The sequence below is a fragment of the Paenibacillus taichungensis genome (assembly GCF_050994985.1).
Classification (GTDB): Bacteria; Bacillota; Bacilli; order Paenibacillales; family Paenibacillaceae; genus Paenibacillus; species Paenibacillus taichungensis.
Genome location: NZ_CP194720.1, coordinates 6286101 through 6306129, shown reverse-complemented (window position 1 = coordinate 6306129; position 20029 = coordinate 6286101). Strand labels below are relative to the sequence as shown.

Here is a 20029-nt window from a genome sequence, read left to right as displayed (position 1 = left end):
CTCCTGCCGTGAATTATTCAATGGGAATACCGATTATCTTGGCATTCGTTTAATAATCTGTTAACCAAATTCGCCTAACTCGGCCCATTATTTGGAACCGTTTTTCTTCTCCACAGGTATGCGAAACCGTATTAGCGTTCCTTTCCCCGAATGACTCTGAATCTCCAGCCCTTGACCATATAAAGACAACAGGCGCCGATTAATATTCTGTAGCCCTACACCTCCAGGACCTTCGATTCGCCCTGAACTTACCTGAGCCAAACGCTCAGGAGGTATGCCTACTCCATCATCCTGTACCACAATGACGATGTGTTCATCCTCCCTGTTAATGCCCAGGTTAACCGTGCCGCCTGCAGCACGTTCCATCACCCCATGACGAATCGCATTCTCCACAAGCGGTTGAATACTAAGCGGTGGCAGGTAAAGACGAACATCTGGGTCGATATCATAATGGACCACCAAACGTTCCTCGAACCGTGCTTGTTCCAGATGTACATAGGACTCCACTAACTCCAGTTCCTTCGCTAGTGGAACCAGTTGGTCGCGGTTCTGGAAGTCGAAACTTCCCCGCAAGTAATGACTCAGTTCAATAAGCAAATCGGTCGCTTTATCCGGATTGACGGCGCATGTCGCTATGATGACGTTGAGCGCGTTATATAGAAAGTGCGGCTTGATCTGGGCTTGCAAGAAAGCCATTTCCGTACGAACAACCTCCTGTACCGAGGTACGCATCTCAATTAACGTCCGTACTCTTGCACGCAATTCACCTGCATCCACAGGTTTGCTCAGAAAATCATTTGCTCCTGCCTGGAATCCCATTTTGATATCCTCTGGCAGCCCACGAGCTGTCAGCATTAGAATGGGCAACTCGGACAAGGAACTGTTCTCACGCAGCTTGCGACACAGCTCAAGCCCGGACATTTGCGGCATCATCCAGTCTGTAATGACAAGATCAATGGAGGGGTATTCTTCACGAAGCTTCAGTGCTGCTGCCCCGCTATCTGCTGCAATGACACGGTAACGTTCCGTGGATAGAAGATTGAACAATACCTGTCGATTCACAGGATCATCGTCCACAATCAGAATGGTATGCTCTGCTTCCAGATTATCATCCGTCTCATCCCAATCCACGGCTGCTGCCGTATCCTGCGTTCTTCTTTCTTGAGTAGATACATATTGGGCTGCAACAGGCCTCGAACTCGCTTGCAGCAAAGGAAACTGCACAACTGGCAGGGTAAAATGAAAGGTCGAACCTTCACCTAGCTCCGATTCTACCCAAATGGTCCCTCCCCCAAGCTCGACCAGTTTGCGAGTGATACTCAGTCCAAGACCAGTTCCCCCGTTAACCCTCTCACTTGTTCCATTGCCCTGTTCGTAAGACTGAAATATGTCTTCCAGTTTATCTCGGGTGATACCGACACCTGTATCGGCGACAGATACCGTCACCATAGCTCCATCCACACGAGCATAGATACGAATCTCACCCTGCTTCGTGTACTTATACGCATTGCCCAGCAGGTTGTACAGAATCTGCCTTAGGCGATCCTCGTCCGCTTCAACCAACGGCAACGCTGGAGGCCATTGTTGAATCAGTACAACCGGTTTATCTTCAAAGGTAAAACCAGAGACTTCAACGACCGTTCGGGCAACGGATTCGAGGTCCACAGCACTCCGTTTTAATTCAATTTCACCATTTTTGAGCTTGGAAAAGTCCAAAATATCGTTTACCAGCAGCGAAAGCCGCTTTCCTGTTGAGGTGATCATGGACAGATTTTTGGCCTGCTTGGGTGTGACCGCCCCGGCCGCCCCTTCTAGCATCGATTGAGCTATATTAATGATGCCATGCAGGGGAGTTCTCAGTTCATGGGACGTATTCGCCATAAACTCATCCTTGAGACTGTCGATGGCAAGCAAACGTTCAGACAACGCTTCAACTTCACGGAATGACTGTGCAAACCGAATCGCTGTTAGAATCATCTGTGCAAAGACAAATAACAGCAACTCATACAGTGCTAGAAATGTCGTATCCACGGTGGTGAAAGCACCAACGGTGTGCAGCACAACCACCATAAATATACTCATCATGCTCATCAGGACAAAATGACCGTCATTCGGTTGCTTTTTCAGCCAATGGAGCATCGCTCGCAGCGTGTAACCAATCACCACGAGTGAAATTAGCAGCATGGGCAGCTCCAGCAATGAGAACAGAACAGGAGACAATGTAAGACCCACCGCGCATTGGACGAGTACCAAAACCACACCCAAGCGAACAAACCATTGATGGACCGCTCCAGGTACCAGTGCATCCATATAACGGAGCAAGAAATAATACGCAAGAGCCGCGCTGATTAATTGAAGCCGCAGAATATCATTATTCGGTAAGAACGGTAACAGTGTTCCCAGCAACTTCTCTCCATGAGTCAATGCGTACAACGCACCGGATAGGCTGAATAATCCCAGATACTGAAGCTCTTTTTCACTGCGCCGCAGCCGGAAGAGCATCAGGAAGAAGGCCGCTGGCAGAATAAATCCGAACAGTGTCATCAGATCCTTGAGCCAGTCCTGCTGTTGGCCTTTCAGAATGCTGTGCTCGTCTCCGAACAAAATGGATGCAACAATGCCGCCAGACGAGTAGCTGTAATTCGATACCTGAATGATAATATCTGCAACGTCGCCATCTATGGAGGTAAATCCCGTAAAAGGCAAATTGAGCTGAATATCGGTATTTTCCGTTGTACCTGGCAGCCCTTTGCCGCCAATCTCTTTGCCATCTATGAATAAACGATGGGCCATGCGGATATTTTGAGTACGTATCCCATAATCGTTCTTCTCTAATCTCGGGGGAATGCGAACACGCAAATGATACGTTCCATAACCGTGCGCCTCTCCAAGAGTTCCATTCCATCGGGATGGGACATGGATAGGGAGAGGCTTGGAAATCGGCTTGCGTCCAGATACATCCGCTTCAAAGTCAACGGGTGTCAACAATTGGCCCGGATAGAAATCCCACGTACCATCCAGGGAAGCAGCCCCCTGTCTATCGAAATTCCAGCCGGTCAGGTCCATAACCCCATCATTCGCATGAGGGTTGCCGCGCTCGGTAAATAACGTTTGTACAATGGAACCCAGAGGAAAAACAACAATACATATAAAGCTAATGGTGAGCATAACCCAGTGTTTTCTCATCTATGTAATCCTTCCGCCTCCATGGCGAGAGACGTCTAATTTTGTCGTTTTATACCTATAACTCCATGTTACACGTTTCTGTTGCTGACGGAAATAGTTCTTACATGATATTTTAACGTCAAAAAAGCCACAGGCTCAGCTACCGGAATGCAGACCGGAGTAAGACCTGTGACTTTTTTGAACTTGTTGGCTATCTGTTTTACTTTTCTCGTTTCCTTACGCTTGTCCAACGACCTGGGCCAGTTTCTGCACGATTCCAGCCCATCCCTGCTCCATCCGTTCACGAATGATGGCATGAGCCTGTCCAAATTCAGTCAGTTTGTCCGCGTCCCAGCCACTGTGAATCAAGGTAAAGTCGGTGTCTTGTCCTTGCTCCGTCAGTTCAAACGTAAGTGTCCAGTCCTTACCCCATTGGAATGACAGCTTATGTAGCGGCTGAACTTCCGTGACTTTGCACGGTGATTTACCAAAGGGTCCTGCTTCCAATATAAATTCATGCCCTTCCACAGGCTCCAGATTGCTTGGCATAAACCATGATTCCAAGCCCTTCGACGTCGATACAATCGCCCACACTTTCTCCACAGGTGCGTGAAGTAACAGTTGTTCCCGAATATCTGGCAATGCACTTGAAGATTCCATGATATCTCTCCTTCTAAATGGATATAACTCATTGTTCAAGATTAGATGATATGTGTCAAATATATTCTGCTAACAACAGGTACTCTGTTGACCCGCATTGAAAACAAATCTATAATTGGAACATATTACATAAAAGTTGCGTGATTTCTTATGATAGTCTGCTCTGAAAAATTCAATTCCAACCGTTGCCGGAAGGGATAAAGATTTCGTAGCTAGTCCCTTCCACATTCTTATTCTAATTATGTTGTGGAGGAAACGTTACATGTCTTTTAGTTATTATGGTCCGTTATGTACCGAGGTTTATAATGCCACCAAACCCGTTGGCCAATCCCTCGGAGGCGATATTGAATTTTACCGTGATTATCTGATGAACTGCAATGGACGCATCCTGGAAGCAATGTCTGGTTCAGGTCGAATGCTGATTCCATTACTTGAGGCTGGTTTGAACGTAGACGGTCTTGATTATTCAACGGATATGCTCGATTCATGCCGAGCTCTTTGCGCCAAGCGGGGATTGCCCATGCCTGAATTGTTCGCTGCTGATCTGGAAACACTTGATCTTCCTTATCGGTATGAAGTCATTATCATCGCCGCAGGCTCCCTGCTGCTTATTCAAGATAGACAGGCTTCCATAAAGGCCCTGCGTAATCTGTATCAACATCTGGAACCTGGAGGCCGACTTGTGCTGGACCTCTTTCTACCCGATGTAACGAATACGACTTCACACTACTCCGGCACCTCGACTGTTCAATTACCGGATGGCGATACGATTACAATGGAGAGCAAAGACATCGAAGTCAATATGCTTCAGCAGTACAAAGTAAGTTTAATTCGCTATGAAAAGTGGCGCCATGGCACCCTCATAGCCACAGAACTGCAACAGCTTGCATTACGTTGGTACGGCGTGGAGGAGCTGCGCATGATTCTGGAACAGATCGGTTTCGTCGACGTTGTTGTATATGCAGACTTCGATCCCGACCAAGAACCTTCGCGTTCTGATCAGAAATTTGTGTTTGAAGCGACACGAGGACTACCCTCGGAAGTGGATTCACTTTCAGGTCAAAGCGCTATCGAATCGACCGCACCGGGTAAGATCCAAGATCGAGGAAATAACGTGCATACGATTGGTTAATACGTAAAAATTGCAGCTAATAACAGTTGCTCGATTCGTTAGATTGTAATGATGCTAAAAAGGGATGTCCTCCGTCATGTTCATGACATATGAGACATCCCTTTTTAATTGAATTTATATAAGTGTTCTAATTAAAAATGTTCTAATTAAGATCAGTACCCGCGGGAATATGGCTGTGCGATAGCCGCTTTATCTTTGCTAACACCCAGTTCCAGAGCTGCATGAGTCGCCCAGTAAGGATCACGCAGCATACCTCTGCCAACCGCGACCAGATCTGCATCACCGTTGCCGATAACCGCTTGAGCCAGAGCTGAATCTTCAAGCATGCCTACCGCAATGACAGGAACGTTCAGTTCTTCACGGAAACGACGAGCAAACGGCACTTGGTAACCAGGGTAGTTACCCGGTTTACGTTGTCCGGAAGGTCCTTCACCGCCAGAGCTAATGTGGAACATATCCACGCCTGCTGCCTGATAGGCACGGGAAATTTCAATGGTATGATCAATGTCATACCCGCCATCAGCGTATTCCACTGCCGAAATCCGCATAATCAGCGGCATATCTTCCGGCATTTCTTTTTTCACTGCACGAATAATCTCGACACCAAAACGGGAAAGATCCTGTCCATACTCATCCTTGCGATGGTTCATCAGTGGAGAATGGAATTGGTGAATGAGATAACCGTGTGCACCATGCAGCTCAATCGCATCGACTCCCGCAGCTACTGCACGGCGTACACCGTCCGCAAATTTCTGTACCATGGCTTGTGTTTCCTCTGTAGTTAAAGCGTGTGGTGTATTAAAGCTCTCTCCAGGGAAGGTAACCACTGATGGAGCTACAGGTCGAGCCGCATCCTCTGCTTTACGTCCAGCATGCGCGATCTGAATCGCCACCTTGGAGCCATAAGCGTGAATGCCATCCACCAGCTTGGTAAAGGCAGGAATGTGTTCATCTGACCAGATGCCCAGATCATTGTCAGTAATACGTCCGTCCGGATCAACATCCGTCATCTCGATCACGATCAACCCTGTACCCCCAACCGCACGGCTTACATAGTGTACCTGATGCCAATCGTTCGGAATGCCGTCTTTAGCAGTAACCGAATATTGGCACATCGGTGCCATAACGACACGGTTATTTAGTTGAAGTCCCTTGAATTGATAAGGGGAAAATAATTTCTCTGTCATTTCAATTCCATCTCCTATTCAATATGTTGATATATGTTGAGGCAATTCCTTGTTTTCCAGATCGGAAAACAGCTGCCCATGCTTGCCGCAGTTGTCCTGCTTCAAATCCTCAATAACTATTATGAACCTAACCTATAGAAATACAAGTACGTACTTTTTTGTGAGATAGTACCCTTTTTTATACCTAGTTGGCCTTTTTCTTCTGTGCATTCACCACAACTCGAAATGAACCCAAAACATGATATGATAGCCATACAGACATACAGGTTATACTATACCCACTTTATATAAGTTGTACCTAACGGTTACACGAAAACGGAGAGGGCAGGATAAACTGGAGCAGCGAAGCTAAAAGCTTTCTGAAAGAAAGCTGCATCGGAAGCACACACTCGCCTTTATCACCGGATTTTCCCTTTTAATAAGGGAATCAAAAAAATCTGGGGATAACAGCGATCAGAAGGGTATTCTGACCTCGTAGTGATAGTGTAAAATAATTGGTCAACTTATATACTAACCGAGCCGAAGGAGCGATTACTGGTGAAAGATATTTTAATTCAAAGACTAACAACCTATGCTCAAATGGACACACAATCCGATGAAAATAGCGAGACCTGCCCTTCCACACCAGGCCAGCTGGTCTTGGGTAAATACCTAGTTGAAGAATGTACATCCATTGGATTGCAGGAAGTGACCATGGATGATAACGGCTACGTAATGGCGACATTGCCATCCAACACAGACAAGGATGTTCCAGTGATCGGTTTCCTGGCTCATCTGGATACAGCAACCGACTTCACAGGCAAAGATGTCAAACCACAGGTCATCGACAACTATGATGGACAGGACATTGTGCTGAATCAGGAATTGGATGTGGTATTATCCACCACTGATTTCCCAGAACTGCGTGAATATAAAGGCCACACCCTGATTACAACAGATGGCACAACACTTCTTGGCGCGGACAATAAAGCCGGTATTACCGAGATCATGACAGCAATGGCCTACCTGATTGAACACCCGGAATTAAAACATGGAAAGATTCGTGTTGCTTTTACCCCGGATGAAGAGATTGGCCGTGGGCCGCATAAGTTCGATGTCCCTGCTTTTGGAGCCAAATATGCCTACACGGTGGACGGCGGACCACTTGGCGAGCTGGAATACGAAAGTTTCAACGCGGCTGCTGCCAAAGTCACAGTACGGGGCACCAACGTGCACCCTGGCACAGCCAAAAACAAGATGGTCAATTCGGCTAAAATTGCGATGGAGTTGAACCGCCGATTGCCTGCGGAGGAAGCACCCGAATTCACAGAAGGTTATGAAGGATTCTATCATTTGTTATCTATCGAGGGAGACGTCGAACTGACTAAGATGAGTTACATCATCCGGGACTTCGACCGGGAGAAGTTTGAGGAACGTAAAGCGTATTTGTTGGATGTCGTGGGCGAATTGAAAAACAAATATGGCGAGAAAAGTATCTCCATTGAATTAAATGATCAATACTATAACATGCGTGAGAAAATCGAACCTGTGCGCCAGATCGTCGATATTGCACACGAAGCGATGACTCGCCTGGATATCGAACCTGTCATCCGCCCAATTCGGGGAGGCACAGACGGTTCCCAGCTTTCGTACATGGGTATGCCTACACCCAACATCTTCACTGGCGGAGAGAACTATCACGGCAAATTCGAATATGTATCGGTGGATAATATGGTGAAGGCCACACAGGTTATCGTGGAAATCGCTCAATTATTCGAACAGCGTGGAGATGTTTAAACCATATCCAAATTAATAGAACGACAAAGAAAAAAAAGCCCTCACCTGACAGGTGGAGGCACTGGACACCCTCTGATCTGCAGAGGGTGTCTTTAACATTTTTGCCGTACAACAGTTGTGAAGCACTGCCATTTAACCTACTTATTCGTACATATTACCTCCCGCAATTTCACGCAGCTGCTCCAGATTGCAGATGACAATGTTGCGCTGTTCTTTGCGGATGATTTCACGGTCGCGGAGGTCATGGATGACCCGGTTCAAGTGTCTGTAGCTCGTGCCCAGCATATCGGCCAGCTCTGTTAGCTTGGAGGTCTGGATTTCTTCTGTAATCTGCTCCCCCTGCTCCATCGTGGACAACAAATAGCTTGCAAAACGGCTCTCTACAGGATAAAGCAGATTAAGACTCGATAGGTTCGAGAAGGTATATAATTTGTGGGTCACATGACTGAGCATAAAATGAAGAAATTTCGGGTTTTCAGCATATGTATTCTTGAGATAGCGATAGCTTACACCGAGCAGCAGGCTCTTGTTGACGGATTCCACCGTGTTTTTGGCTTCCTTGCCATTGACCAGCTCCAGATCACCTACCAGCGCAGGAGGCATACTGAAACGCAGCAACAAAGACTTGCCATTCGGAAGTGTTGTATAAATCTTGAGCTTACCTTGGACGAGAAAATATAATCGTTCGGGACGTTCACCTTTGGCACATATAATCTCGCCTTTGGAGGCTTCGAGCAACCTTAATTCAGCAAGTGCAGGCTCGTCGAGCACCTGATCCAGGCCATGCTCCCGCGCAAGCTGGCGCAGCAATCCAAAGTCCATGATTTCTCTCATGTCGTAACCCCCCCTTGTGTAGATCTACATATGCATTGGACACATGTCCCATAAACGATATAGATCAGTACAAATATCTTGATATAAAAATAGTTACAACTAGAACTTATATCCAATACATTCATTTAAATGGGAAACACTTTAAAATCCAGCCTTCAAAATGACAATATTTTATGAAAAAAGAAGTACATGATAGCGCACTCTTATCCGATGAAAGATAAAGCAATAAGCATAGTTACAACTGCTAATTTAGAATTCAAATAAAGAAAGGATGGTTCTACCTGTTATGAACGTTGTAGATGCTCTTTTGAAAGTAATGCCTTATATCCGTATGATTCTTAGAGAACCAGCCAGTCTAACGGTGTATGATCACGAGAAGGTACTGTATTCTGTCTCCACCGATAAGTTCAATCTTGGATTCAACGAAGGTGATCCTCTTTTGGATGGATATAAGAACTTCACCGCTCTCACGAACGGAAACGAAGCCTCTCTGACCCACCTGCCGGCAGAATACTACGGTATCGAGCTTGATATCCTTAATGTACCGATCTTTGATGATAATCATCAGGTCGTTGCTATTTTCTGCGTATCATATGATCAATCGAACCAGAATCAGCTTGAAGCTATTATACAAGAAAACCAAACGATTAATGGAAACCTGGTTGAAATGGTCCAGCACGTTGCCGCTCATGCGGAGGAATTGCAGGCCACCAGCGAACAGATTCTGGAGAATACACGCCTGGCGGTAAAGAATTCGTCTCAGATCAACAAGGTTGCCGGGTTCATTCGTGAAATCTCTGAACAGACCAACTTGCTTGGGCTCAATGCCGCTATCGAAGCTGCGCGTGTAGGTGAAGCCGGAGCAGGCTTTGGTGTGGTCGCAACGGAAGTGCGCAAACTTTCTGTCGATGCCAAACAGGCTACCAGCGATATTGATATTAGCTTGAAGGATGTACAACAGGTTATTAAACAGATGGAAGTCGAAGTATCTCAGATTGCAGCTTCTTCTCAGGAGCAAGCTACGCTCGTATCTTCGTTCACGGATGTCATCGAGAAGCTGAATGAAGCGGGAGAACGCATGAAAGCCCTGTCTGAGCAACTGATCAGTTACTCTGTGAATGATTAAGAAAATGTGCATCTCCCGATAGGATGGTTACCGACTCCACCAGTACTCTTTGAATAATAACTAATTTAGATGTAATAAACAGGACTTGGAATCCCCGTCCCCGTGACGGAAATTCTAAGTCCTGTTTCATTTGTCTTTTTATCGTGGTGTACGTGGAGTCCCTACTACCTCGGCCTCCGACTCCCAGCATTCCACTTCTCCCGGAATGTGAATACGGTCCCGAGTAAAGATCGGGTCACGTCCTTCGGCCTTTTGTTTCTTGTAATCTTTCAGCGCATCGAATGTCACCTTGGACAGCATCAGGATGGCGATCAGATTCACCACAACCATTAGTCCCATAAACAGGTCGGCCAGATCCCATACCAACTGTACCTTGGCAACGGCACCGAACAGCACCATCGCGATGACACATACACGGTATACCCACAGCCATACTTTATTGGATTTGATAAACTCAATATTGGTTTCCCCGTAGTAATAATTCCCGATGAGCGTACTAAAGGCAAACAGGAACACCATCACTGCCAAAAATCCGGATGCCCATGAACCAATATGCACACTTAATGCCGCTTGAGTTAATTCAATCCCGCCCAGATTGGAACCTTTGTACACCCCAGATAACAAAATAATCATGGCCGTGCTTGTACAAATAACCAAGGTATCGGTCAACACACCAAACGCCTGAATAAGCCCTTGTTTGACCGGATGTGTTGTATCCGCCGTAGCGGCAGCATTCGGTGCACTACCCATACCCGCCTCATTGGAGAACAAACCACGTTTGACACCATTCATCAGCGCGGCTCCAAGTGTACCACCCGCGACCTGTTCAATGCCGAAGGCATTTTTCACAATCAGCGCAATCATGGCCGGAAGTTGTGTGATGTTCGACAGAACAACAAATGCAGCCACACCAATGTACAGCACAGCAAGAACAACGACGATGTATTCAGACGCCTTGGCAATCCGTTTAACACCACCCATAATGATTCCTGCGAACACAACGGCCATAATGATGCCTACAGTCAACCGATCGATGCCGAAAGAATTTTTAAATGCGACTGTAATCGTGTTGGACTGCACAGCATTAAAGACCAAACCAAACGACAACGTAATGAGAATTGCGAACAATATCCCCATCCATCGTTTCCCGAGGCCACGCTCCATATAATAAGCCGGCCCTCCGCGGAATCCGCCTTTATCTTTGATTTTATAAATTTGAGCAAGCGTACTCTCCACAAAACTCGAAGCTGAACCAAAAATTGCGATAACCCACATCCAGAATACAGCCCCTGGTCCCCCCAGTGCGATTGCCAGTGCAATACCGGTAATATTCCCGGTTCCCACGCGGGCCGCCATACTGATACAGAATGCCTGAAACGGCGAAATTTTGCCGGGCTCCTTGCTCTTCGGCTCCTTGAGCACTTTCACCATATCCCCAATCATGCGGAATTGCATGAACCGGGTCTTGGTCGTAAAATACAAACCACATACGACCAACAAGATGATTAACAGCTTGGACCACAGAAAATCATTGAAAACTGCAATAATATCTTGTATTGTTTGCTCCATTGGCTATGCCCCTTTTCGTTGACGGTTCGTTAAAAAGCGTTCCCCAGCTGTATGACTGAGCGAAAAATTCTCATACTACTTCATAAAGGCATACAGTTCTATCGCTCCAGACGGACAGATCTCTGCTGCAGTACAATAGTTAAGAGATCGTTTGCACCATTCTGCACATCTCGGAATCCACATTTTCGGATGTTACCTATACTACAGGGTCATCTACGGAAACCGACAAATACCTACACGGAAACATTTAAATTTTTTATAAATAAGCAACGTTTATCCATTCACTGTTACTTTATCTGACATATCCGTCAGCATACACGGGTCTTCACATCGGGATATACAACCAAGTATGATAATAGGGGACATTAATAGCAGGGAAAGATCATTTATAGATACAGAGAACGAAATATATAGGAGTGAACTTAATCAGAAAGGAGGACCACGGAAATGCGTTATTTTATTGTGGATGATGATCCTGGGGTTCGATCCATGCTAATGGATATTATTGAAGATGAGGGGCTCGGTGAGATTGTGGGAGAAGCCGAAGATGGGGCTCATATTCATGCTGAACTGTTGGAGCTGCATAAGGTGGATGTACTCCTGATTGATCTGCTCATGCCGCAGCGAGACGGGATTCAGACGATACGTGCGCTTGAAGGAAGGTTCGATGGCAAGATCGTGATGATCTCCCAGATTGAGTCGAAAAATATGATTGGGGAAGCCTATTCGCTTGGCATCGAATACTATATTACGAAGCCGATTAATCGACTGGAGATTCTGTCTGTTCTGCGACTGGTGGACGAGCGTCTGCGTATGCAGCAATCGATCGCAGATATTCAGCGTACGCTGCAAGGACTGTCCAGATTACAATCTTCTGAACGTGCTTCAACACCGGCCCCTGACAAAACCATCACGACAGCAGGACATTTCCTGTTATCCGAGATGGGCATGATCGGAGAAGCCGGCAGTAGAGATCTGCTGGACATGCTGGAATACCTGGAGCAGATTGAAACGGAGGAACATAAACTTTCTCCATACACGTTCCCGTCACTTAAGGATATCTTCCAGAATGTAGCCATACGCAAACTGGGTTCCGATGCCACATCAGCGGAAATAACGAAGGAGATCAAGGCATCCGAGCAGCGCGTTCGCCGGGCAATTTTCCAAACATTAAGCCATGTCGTATCGCTCGGACTCACGGATTACACACATCCGAAGTTCGAGAATTACGCGTCAAAGTTCTTTGACTTTACGGAGATTCGCAAGAAAATGCTGGAACTGCAAAACAATGTGGAGCCCTCCTTGTCCCAGACCCGCATTAACACCAAAAAGTTCGTTCAGGTACTGTATCTGGAAGCCAAGCGGCTGTTGCATTAAAGAGTAAAAAACATGCGCTCATGATCGAACTGGAACTGATACAGCATTCGTTCTTCCTGCTGCCTATTCCAGCTATTATCATGTGCGCATGATTGCAAAAAATAGCTCATCTATATCCATCAAGCCCTCGGCTTGCTTAAGTGCATTCGATTATACTCATTGATCAATTCATCCAGTACCATGGACTGCTGAAGCACATCGGGATGTCCAAATCTACCCTCGTTATGCTCTACCAACATATGAAGGTTATGTCTGGCTTTCTCTATTTGATTTTTCAATTCCAAACTCATAACCATCGCGTCTAATCCCTCCCTATTTCTGTGTTACATTTTAGGTTTTCCTGTCAATCTATAGTTGGATTAACATATGGCATAGTTCGCATGGATGTTTTGTATCCTTCTCCAATTTTTGAAAGTCTCTATAGCCATCTCTACAAGACGATCCGAAAATGGCTCTGCAACGCCTAATTGAAGGTTGGTTTACAATTTCACGAGCAAATTTTCCCCACTAACTTCATATTCAAACAGTTGTGTCATTATTGTGTATGTTAAAAAACCAAAAAAACACCTCGCGATCTACAGGCTTACCCAAGGGGTAACCCTATTCGATAAAGAGGTGCTTCTTCGTCAGTTCACTTTAAAGAATGAACATGTAATTTTCCGTTTTTCTCCACCTTGCTCCAAAAGGTAATAAAATCCCTTTTCATACGTAATTCATTCAGGTACAATAGGGCGATGTGTGTGTCCGGACCAGGCGGATACAAAATAAGAAGTATAGAGGACGATTCAGTTCGAGCGGATCATCCTGATTTGATTATTTGGAGGCTCATCAACACCATGCAAACCGATTCACAGACTAAAGTCAAAATCATAAACGCCGATCCCAGCGCGATGGGATTATTTGGGTTGGCCATCGTCACTCTGGTCGCTTCTTCCCAAAAGCTTGGCATTACAGACGGCCTTAGCTACGCCATTCCTTGGGCGATTTTCCTAGGTGCTTTTGCCCAGTTGTTCGCTTGTATTCAAGATTCCAAACGTAACAACACCTTTGGCACAACTGCCTTCGGCGCATATGCATTCTTCTGGTTCGCCATGGGTGCCAACTGGCTGATCAAAATGGGCGTGTTTGGCTCCACTCTTGCGGAACAGGCAGATGGCAAGCAGCTCGGATTTGCTTTTGCCGGATACCTCGTGTTCACCCTGTTCATGACGCTGGGTGCCGTGGAAGCCAACAAAGTATTGCTCATCATTTTCATTCTCATTGACTTCCTGTTCCTTGGCCTGACCTTTGACGCTTTCGGCGTAGCTCCTCATATCTTCCATACCATCGCAGCTTATGCTGAAATGGGAATCGGAATCGTGTCGTTGTACGGCACAGGTGCTTCCGTACTGAACGCTCACTTCGGCTATACGTTCTTGCCTATCGGCAAGCCGTCTGGCATTTTCAGACCCAAGGCTTAATATACAGCATCAAACCGCCAGCGCGCCGGTCCGCGCCTGGCGGTTTTTTTGAATCATGCTTCACTTGAATAGGGATACAGCTTCTTTTTTACTTTTTACCATTTTTTTTATTTCTTTTTCTGAAAAAAAGTATAATATTAACATGCTATATACAACATTCTACCAGGTGAGGGAGTTTATAACAAATGAGAAACAAAGCAAGATCCGCAGTTTTATCCTTAGCACTAGCCGCAACTTTGGCGATTCCAGCAGTAGTTAGCGCTGATAGCGTCCAAGCAAATCCGGCAGATGAGACAACGCCACCAATTGTTACTCCGTTCTCTGTTGGTAACCAACAGCCGCTCACAACTATGAGCGCTGCTACTTCTATCGTCCCCGCTTATTTCTCGGTTCCAGCTGGTTACGGACATGGTAAATTCTACTTCCTAAACAATGGAACAAGCAATCTAACTGTTACGATGACACACTCATCAGGATTAGAGTATATTGCAGCTACTGTTAAGCCGGGAGTAGCATATACTTGGAGAAGCACGGCGGATTATCCGCAAGGTATGCGCGGTGGTGATTATACCATCTCATTCCATTGTTCCAGTGGTGTAAATGCAAAGTGGTCTGCATTCGCTTCCAATAGCGTCACTGAAGCTAACGCATAAAACATTAAAATCCGTTACGACTGATTATTCACAAAAAAGGATTCGAAATGTAACAGTGTATGACAGTCTATTATATTGGTACATCAGACGGCATGTCGTCGACGCTAGAAGCGCCCTAGCTTCCGATAATATCGGTGAACGAGCAGGACTCAAGCAGTCGGCTATTGCCCGACTGGAGAACTCCGCGCAGATTCCGCGCTTCGATACGCTCCAGAAGGTGGCTTTTGCGCTTGGCTTGCGCTTTGAACTGGTTCCTGATGGCGAGGAAGAAGTGACCGACACCTATACTAGAACTAACATATAGAGAGGATGGACGCGGCATATCTTGCAGCGTCCATCAGCCATACTGTCAGGAGGACTACAAAGAATGAGAGAGATACCTAAACCTACGGAATTAGATCAAGTGGAGAGAAAGTATGTGCGCGAAACACGTTGTTTCAAGACGGCAAGAGTATTTCCAACCGATGTAAACAACCATAATACCTTGTTTGGCGGCAAACTCATGTCCTATATCGATGACATTGCATCCATCGCCGCATCCAAGTTGTGCCGGGTCAATACCGTCACGGCTTCGACCGATTCGGTCGATTTCCTGTATCCGATTAATCCGACGGATTCGGTGACGTTGGAATCCTTCGCATCGTGGACGGGACGAAGTTCAATGGAGATTTTTGTGAAGGTGATCCGCGAGGATCTGAAGACGGGGGAGAAAAAGATTGCGGCGACCGCATTCCTTACCTTTGTCGCTTTGGATGAAAATAACCGTAAACTCATTGTTCCTCGCATCATTCCGGAGACGGAGGAAGAGAAGAAATTATACGAAACTGCCCCAGCCCGCGCGGCCATGCGGAAACAACGGCGAGAAGAAAGCAAGAACTTCGCCGACTTCCTCACCGTTAGTTACCCCTGGGAATAAAAGAACCGCGCGCGCTATTCAGTCCTGAAGCATACGTTCATGAATGGTCCGACCCTTCTGCCCTGGTTCAATCAGGAGACGGGTCGGTTTGATATTAATTAGCGCGGTCAGCTGTTCTCCCATGTAGTGGGAAGAATACTTGAATCCAATCTCCGCCCAATGCATAATCACACCAACGGTTGCAGATACCAGGTAACTTAGCATGATGTCGTAATTAATGGTGTACTCGCTGTCTTCGGTCACCAATACAAAATCTTCGGTTAAATATGTTCTGAACATGTTGCAAAGTCTGGTTCCCATATCCCCATGCATCGTCATTAAGGCTCGAAAGATGTCTTGATGCGCTTCAATATATTCAAATACAGGCATCGTTGATGGCAGTAATGCTGTCATATCTACTTCTTTTAACTCCGCATAAGGTGATGCATAAGCTTGTCCCACGCCCTGCATGAAATCATCCAGAATGAATTGCAATAGCTCGGGTTTACCAGGAAAATGTAAATAGAACGTTCCCCGGTTATAATCCGCCCGCTCCGTAATGTCACGAATCGTGACGGCTTCAGCTCCCTTTTCCAATATCAAAGAAACTGCCGCAGCGATGATGGCATCCTGCGTTCTTCGTGCTCTCCGATCCTGAGGGTGTTCGATAATCAACATTTCCACCTCCTCTGTCCATTATTGTAACCTAAATGAACACCGCTTACATCTCTGTCCGATAGCTGACATATGCGCTGTCAATGATGATTGTCACATTTCTATGTATATCTTAACATTGAGATAGGAACGATAGACCACAGGTTGAACGTTCACTCACAGTTCACCTGATTTCATTTTATAAGGAGCGAATACATGATGAGTACATCATATACCCAAACAGCAGTTATTACAGGAGCAGCCGGAGGCATCGGTAAAGAATTGGCACGCCGCCTTGCTGAACGTAAAATTAATCTGGTGCTGGTCGACCTGAACGAAGAAGCCATCCAGCAAACCATCGCGGATCTGAAACTCGACAAAGAGCACGCCATTGCAGTGAAAGCAAACGTATCTCAAGAAGCCGACGTGAAAAACTATGTGCAGCAAGCACTTGATACGTTTGGTCGTATCGATTATTTTGCCAACAATGCCGGCATTGAAGGTCCAACCGGACTGATCGAGGATCTGAGCGTTGAAGCGCTCGACCTCGTATATAACGTCAATGTGCGCGGTGTATTCCTTGGTTTGCAGAACATCATTCCTGTCATGAAAAAACAAAAATCTGGTGCGATTCTGAATACCTCTTCCCTCGCAGGTCTGATGGGTGCTCCAGCCGTATCTCCATATATTATGTCCAAACATGCCGTGATTGGCCTCACCCGCACAGCAGCGAATGAACTCGCGCCTCATGGTATTCGGGTTAACGCGGTATTGCCAGGCACCATTAATACCCGTATGATGCGTCAAATCGAAGCAAACTCCGGTAATGTGGAAGATTATCAATCCGCTACCGTATCCGCAATTCCGATGGGCCGCTATGGTGAACCGGAAGAAGTCGCAGCCATCATGAACTTCCTGTTGTCCGAAGAAGCTTCGTATGTCACCGCTTCCCTCTATACTGTCGATGGCGGTATGATGGGTCAATAAGGAAAATGGGCCTAGCCCAACGGGCTGGCTGTTTAAAAGGTAATTCCCAAAGCACAATCCAAAATGACCTCAAAATTCCACAATAACGTGGAAGCTGAGGTCATTTTTCTTAATAGATTGATTTAAATTTAATCCACGTAGCCTGCGAGACCTTTTTCCATCAAGTAGTCCATTTCAGCATCCAGAATGCCTTCAACGGTCAGCTCGTCCAGCTTCACATCTTTGCGGCTCAGAATGTAGTCGGCCAGATCATCACCGTCGATATCCACGTCGCCTTTGGCATTTTCATGTGCTTTGTTAATGTATGCCTGCTCGTGCTTCAGGACAAGAGCGATATTCGCTTCGCTTGCCTTTGTCTTCTCTGCAATATATGCCTTCATTTCCTGTTCATTAATTGAATTTGCCTCAGTCACGTTAAAGTCAGCTCCTTGATTCATACGTTCTGTTGTCATTGTAGCATAGGTTAACCCACAACAGTCATGCCTTATTCCTTACCCCTAGGATAAACGAACGTAAAATGTTGCACCTTCCCCTACCACACTGCGGGCGTAAATCTCACCTTTGTGCTGCTCCACGATCGACCTTGCAATCGCAAGACCCAATCCATGTCCACCATGTTTCCGAGCTCTGGAGGCATCCGTGCGATAAAAACGATCAAAGATCCGGTCCAGATGTTCAGCCGCAATGCCCTCTCCCGTGTTGGAAACGGCCAGCACAACATCATTATTTTGTTTCTTCAACGATACGTTGACCGAGCCCTTGGCTCTGGAGTATTTCACAGCATTATCGAGCAAAATCAGAATGACTTGCTTAATCTGTTCGCTGTTGCCATGGACCATGAGCTGCGGTTCAATGCTGTAGTCCAAGGATATATTTTTCTCGAAAATCACAGCCTCCATCGTCAAAATGATCGTCTCCACCGCATCGCTCATATTGAATTTGGCATGAATCATCGAGGATCGCGAATCGTCAATTTGAGTCAGATATAACAGATCATTCGTCAGTCCCGACATGCGTTCCGTCTCCGACTTGATGTAATGCAGCCACTTGGCCTGATTCTCAATCGTGTCCTCCCGGTTCGCGAGAAGCACATCCGTGTTGGTATTAATGATCGCCAGCGGCGTTTTCAACTCATGTGAAGCATCGGCTATGAATTGCTTTTGCTTCTCAAAGGCTTCCTTGACCGGGGTAATGGAACGATTGGCGAAATAACGGCTCAGGAAGAAGATGACGATCAGCATGATCAGACCTACGATGGCAAAAGTATAAATCAGATTCGTTAGGATGCCCTGTTGGGCCGTCACATCGATGAACACAATCATGTGCCCTGTGCTGCTCGGATCGATCACATAAGCCCAATCGGTTCCATTTAGCGTAAATTGTCCGGTTTTCCGATCCAAATCGCTAACCTTGTCCACCTTTTGCAAAGCTTCAGTATAGAACGTGTCATCCATATCAAACCTGGAGTGTGCATCCGTGATTTTCCATTCACTGTCCGTCTTGACCATGAACGATACAGAACGACCTGGCGGTGAGTTCGGATCACTTCCCAGTGCTCCATTCGCAATGGAATCCGATGGTTGTGATCCTGTCACTGAATCCCTGTCATCACCACGCGGCATCTTGCTGGAGTTGTACGGACCATGATAGAAATCCGACACTTTGAACAGCTCCATGTTGGTTTCCCTCTGTACATTCTGGTACGTAATGATGTAGATCGTAGCAAAGGCAACCAGCATCATAATTGAGATGGATACCAGGTTCACGATCAGAAATCGATTTCTGAGTTTCTTGAACATCAGGACGTCACCTCAAGTACGTACCCCACACCCCGAATCGTATTGATGCGGACCGCGGAGTTCAGGAAGGTTAATTTTTTGCGTAAAAACGAGATGTACACCTCCACATTGTTATACTCCACTTCCGAATCGAAACCCCACAACTTCTCAATAATCTGCTCTTTGGAAGTGATGGCCTGTTTGCGAGTGATTAACAGTTCCAGCAGTTCATTTTCCTTCAGATTCAGCTTGATCTCCTTACCTTGAACACTTAGCTTCAGCTGCGTGGTGTTCAATTCGACGTCACCGAACTTCAGTCCATCCTCTGGAACGACTTCTCCCTTCCTTCTCAGGGCTGCCCGAATCCGTGCGAGCAATTCCTCCGTGGCAAAGGGCTTTGCTATATAATCATCGGCTCCATAATCCAGCCCGGTCACTTTGTCTGAAATTTCTCCTTTGGCTGTGAGCAGAATGACAGGCGTATGATTGCCTTCGCTGCGCAGTTTCTTCAGCACGGTAATCCCGTCCATTTCCGGCATCATGATGTCCAGCAGCAACAGATCATAGATTCCACTCAGCGCATAATCCAGACCCGATCTCCCGTCATGCACCATGTCTACAGAGTAATTGTGTTTTTTCAATATTTGCGATACGGCTTCTGCCAAATGAACCTCATCTTCCGCAATAAGTATTCTCATCGGTTCTTCATTCCTCTGCATGAATTGGTTTCGATATATGTCAATCTATTATACCAACGATTGTAGCAACCGAACCTT

19 protein-coding genes are annotated in these 20029 nt (G+C 46.3%); 9 read left to right on the top strand and 10 right to left on the bottom strand.

Annotated elements, in window-relative coordinates; genetic code table 11:
• Positions 1–87: 87 nt before the first annotated feature.
• Positions 88–3186, bottom strand: a complete 3099-nt coding sequence (locus ACR1R9_RS28515; RefSeq protein WP_433922174.1) for an ATP-binding protein — start codon at positions 3184–3186, stop codon at positions 88–90.
• Between the two features lie 216 nt (positions 3187–3402).
• Complete coding sequence (locus ACR1R9_RS28510; RefSeq protein ID WP_433922175.1) at positions 3403–3825, bottom strand: SRPBCC family protein; 423 nt, start codon at positions 3823–3825, stop codon at positions 3403–3405.
• A gap of 262 nt (positions 3826–4087) precedes the next feature.
• Between ACR1R9_RS28510 and ACR1R9_RS28505 the strand changes: the two genes are divergently transcribed.
• On the top strand, positions 4088–4957 hold the full coding sequence (locus ACR1R9_RS28505) for a class I SAM-dependent methyltransferase (RefSeq protein WP_433922176.1): 870 nt from the start codon (positions 4088–4090) through the stop codon (positions 4955–4957).
• Positions 4958–5109: 152 nt separating this feature from the next.
• Here ACR1R9_RS28505 and ACR1R9_RS28500 read toward each other — a convergent pair whose 3' ends face one another.
• Positions 5110–6144, bottom strand: a complete 1035-nt coding sequence (locus ACR1R9_RS28500) for an NADH:flavin oxidoreductase/NADH oxidase (RefSeq protein ID WP_433922177.1) — start codon at positions 6142–6144, stop codon at positions 5110–5112.
• A 537-nt stretch (positions 6145–6681) separates the two neighbouring features.
• Here ACR1R9_RS28500 and pepT point away from each other — a divergent pair.
• Complete coding sequence (pepT, locus tag ACR1R9_RS28495; protein WP_326066745.1) at positions 6682–7920, top strand: peptidase T; 1239 nt, start codon at positions 6682–6684, stop codon at positions 7918–7920.
• 141 nt (positions 7921–8061) lie between these two features.
• Here pepT and ACR1R9_RS28490 read toward each other — a convergent pair whose 3' ends face one another.
• Complete coding sequence (locus ACR1R9_RS28490; protein WP_063567772.1) at positions 8062–8754, bottom strand: Crp/Fnr family transcriptional regulator; 693 nt, start codon at positions 8752–8754, stop codon at positions 8062–8064.
• 271 nt (positions 8755–9025) lie between these two features.
• On the opposite strand from ACR1R9_RS28490, the gene ACR1R9_RS28485 reads away from it, so the two are divergent.
• On the top strand, positions 9026–9880 hold the full coding sequence (locus ACR1R9_RS28485) for a methyl-accepting chemotaxis protein (RefSeq protein ID WP_076287349.1): 855 nt from the start codon (positions 9026–9028) through the stop codon (positions 9878–9880).
• Positions 9881–10018: 138 nt separating this feature from the next.
• On the opposite strand, the gene ACR1R9_RS28480 is transcribed toward ACR1R9_RS28485, so the two are convergent.
• A complete protein-coding gene (locus tag ACR1R9_RS28480; RefSeq protein ID WP_076287348.1) occupies positions 10019–11449 on the bottom strand; it encodes an alanine/glycine:cation symporter family protein in 1431 nt (476 codons plus the stop codon).
• 447 nt (positions 11450–11896) lie between these two features.
• Between ACR1R9_RS28480 and ACR1R9_RS28475 the strand changes: the two genes are divergently transcribed.
• Positions 11897–12826: a response regulator gene (locus ACR1R9_RS28475; RefSeq protein ID WP_076287347.1), complete on the top strand. Its 930-nt coding sequence runs from the start codon at positions 11897–11899 to the stop codon at positions 12824–12826.
• 119 nt (positions 12827–12945) lie between these two features.
• On the opposite strand, the gene ACR1R9_RS28470 is transcribed toward ACR1R9_RS28475, so the two are convergent.
• Positions 12946–13122, bottom strand: coding sequence for an aspartyl-phosphate phosphatase Spo0E family protein (locus ACR1R9_RS28470; RefSeq protein WP_053782597.1), 177 nt, complete (start codon positions 13120–13122; stop codon positions 12946–12948).
• A 540-nt stretch (positions 13123–13662) separates the two neighbouring features.
• Between ACR1R9_RS28470 and ACR1R9_RS28465 the strand changes: the two genes are divergently transcribed.
• The 4 genes from ACR1R9_RS28465 (at position 13663) to ACR1R9_RS28450 (ending at position 15855) form a co-directional block, all read left to right on the top strand.
• Positions 13663–14286, top strand: a complete 624-nt coding sequence (locus ACR1R9_RS28465) for an acetate uptake transporter (protein ID WP_062322933.1) — start codon at positions 13663–13665, stop codon at positions 14284–14286.
• A 185-nt stretch (positions 14287–14471) separates the two neighbouring features.
• Positions 14472–14939 (top strand): hypothetical protein, encoded by a 468-nt coding sequence (locus tag ACR1R9_RS28460; protein WP_433922178.1) that lies wholly within the window; start codon positions 14472–14474, stop codon positions 14937–14939.
• Entirely contained in the window at positions 14887–15243 is a 357-nt protein-coding gene (locus ACR1R9_RS28455; protein WP_433922179.1) for a helix-turn-helix domain-containing protein, read from the top strand. Before ACR1R9_RS28460 ends, ACR1R9_RS28455 begins: the two co-directional genes overlap by 53 nt.
• Positions 15244–15342: 99 nt before the next feature.
• Positions 15343–15855 carry an acyl-CoA thioesterase gene (locus tag ACR1R9_RS28450; RefSeq protein ID WP_024629762.1) on the top strand — a complete coding sequence of 171 codons (513 nt, stop codon included), beginning with the start codon at positions 15343–15345 and terminating at the stop codon, positions 15853–15855.
• Between the two features lie 18 nt (positions 15856–15873).
• On the opposite strand, the gene ACR1R9_RS28445 is transcribed toward ACR1R9_RS28450, so the two are convergent.
• Positions 15874–16512 carry a TetR/AcrR family transcriptional regulator gene (locus tag ACR1R9_RS28445; RefSeq protein WP_076287344.1) on the bottom strand — a complete coding sequence of 213 codons (639 nt, stop codon included), beginning with the start codon at positions 16510–16512 and terminating at the stop codon, positions 15874–15876.
• 195 nt (positions 16513–16707) lie between these two features.
• On the opposite strand from ACR1R9_RS28445, the gene ACR1R9_RS28440 reads away from it, so the two are divergent.
• The gene (locus ACR1R9_RS28440; protein WP_175381921.1) at positions 16708–17475 is read left to right on the top strand and encodes an SDR family NAD(P)-dependent oxidoreductase; all 768 of its coding nucleotides are present in this window, start codon (positions 16708–16710) and stop codon (positions 17473–17475) included.
• A gap of 128 nt (positions 17476–17603) precedes the next feature.
• Here ACR1R9_RS28440 and ACR1R9_RS28435 read toward each other — a convergent pair whose 3' ends face one another.
• The 3 genes from ACR1R9_RS28435 to ACR1R9_RS28425 are packed head-to-tail and all read right to left on the bottom strand — an operon-like array spanning position 17604 to position 19951.
• On the bottom strand, positions 17604–17927 hold the full coding sequence (locus ACR1R9_RS28435; protein ID WP_240342987.1) for a hypothetical protein: 324 nt from the start codon (positions 17925–17927) through the stop codon (positions 17604–17606).
• A 45-nt stretch (positions 17928–17972) separates the two neighbouring features.
• Complete coding sequence (locus tag ACR1R9_RS28430; RefSeq protein ID WP_433922180.1) at positions 17973–19274, bottom strand: sensor histidine kinase; 1302 nt, start codon at positions 19272–19274, stop codon at positions 17973–17975.
• Positions 19274–19951 carry a response regulator transcription factor gene (locus tag ACR1R9_RS28425; RefSeq protein WP_076287342.1) on the bottom strand — a complete coding sequence of 226 codons (678 nt, stop codon included), beginning with the start codon at positions 19949–19951 and terminating at the stop codon, positions 19274–19276. The genes ACR1R9_RS28430 and ACR1R9_RS28425 overlap by 1 nt, the downstream gene beginning before the upstream one ends.
• Positions 19952–20029 lie beyond the last annotated feature (78 nt).

Excerpts from the sequence above, each read along its gene's own strand:
- ACR1R9_RS28515 (WP_433922174.1), bottom strand. The coding sequence starts at position 3,186 with ATGAGAAAACACTGGGTTATGCTCACCATTAGCTTTATATGTATTGTT.
- ACR1R9_RS28510 (WP_433922175.1), bottom strand. The coding sequence starts at position 3,825 with ATGGAATCTTCAAGTGCATTGCCAGATATTCGGGAACAACTGTTACTT.
- ACR1R9_RS28505 (WP_433922176.1), top strand. The coding sequence starts at position 4,088 with ATGTCTTTTAGTTATTATGGTCCGTTATGTACCGAGGTTTATAATGCC.
- ACR1R9_RS28500 (WP_433922177.1), bottom strand. The coding sequence starts at position 6,144 with ATGACAGAGAAATTATTTTCCCCTTATCAATTCAAGGGACTTCAACTA.
- ACR1R9_RS28490 (WP_063567772.1), bottom strand. The coding sequence starts at position 8,754 with ATGAGAGAAATCATGGACTTTGGATTGCTGCGCCAGCTTGCGCGGGAG.
- ACR1R9_RS28485 (WP_076287349.1), top strand. The coding sequence starts at position 9,026 with ATGGTTCTACCTGTTATGAACGTTGTAGATGCTCTTTTGAAAGTAATG.
- ACR1R9_RS28480 (WP_076287348.1), bottom strand. The coding sequence starts at position 11,449 with ATGGAGCAAACAATACAAGATATTATTGCAGTTTTCAATGATTTTCTG.
- ACR1R9_RS28475 (WP_076287347.1), top strand. The coding sequence starts at position 11,897 with ATGCGTTATTTTATTGTGGATGATGATCCTGGGGTTCGATCCATGCTA.
- ACR1R9_RS28470 (WP_053782597.1), bottom strand. The coding sequence starts at position 13,122 with ATGGTTATGAGTTTGGAATTGAAAAATCAAATAGAGAAAGCCAGACAT.
- ACR1R9_RS28465 (WP_062322933.1), top strand. The coding sequence starts at position 13,663 with ATGCAAACCGATTCACAGACTAAAGTCAAAATCATAAACGCCGATCCC.
- ACR1R9_RS28460 (WP_433922178.1), top strand. The coding sequence starts at position 14,472 with ATGAGAAACAAAGCAAGATCCGCAGTTTTATCCTTAGCACTAGCCGCA.
- ACR1R9_RS28455 (WP_433922179.1), top strand. The coding sequence starts at position 14,887 with ATGCAAAGTGGTCTGCATTCGCTTCCAATAGCGTCACTGAAGCTAACG.
- ACR1R9_RS28445 (WP_076287344.1), bottom strand. The coding sequence starts at position 16,512 with ATGTTGATTATCGAACACCCTCAGGATCGGAGAGCACGAAGAACGCAG.
- ACR1R9_RS28440 (WP_175381921.1), top strand. The coding sequence starts at position 16,708 with ATGAGTACATCATATACCCAAACAGCAGTTATTACAGGAGCAGCCGGA.
- ACR1R9_RS28435 (WP_240342987.1), bottom strand. The coding sequence starts at position 17,927 with ATGACAACAGAACGTATGAATCAAGGAGCTGACTTTAACGTGACTGAG.
- ACR1R9_RS28430 (WP_433922180.1), bottom strand. The coding sequence starts at position 19,274 with ATGTTCAAGAAACTCAGAAATCGATTTCTGATCGTGAACCTGGTATCC.
- ACR1R9_RS28425 (WP_076287342.1), bottom strand. The coding sequence starts at position 19,951 with ATGAGAATACTTATTGCGGAAGATGAGGTTCATTTGGCAGAAGCCGTA.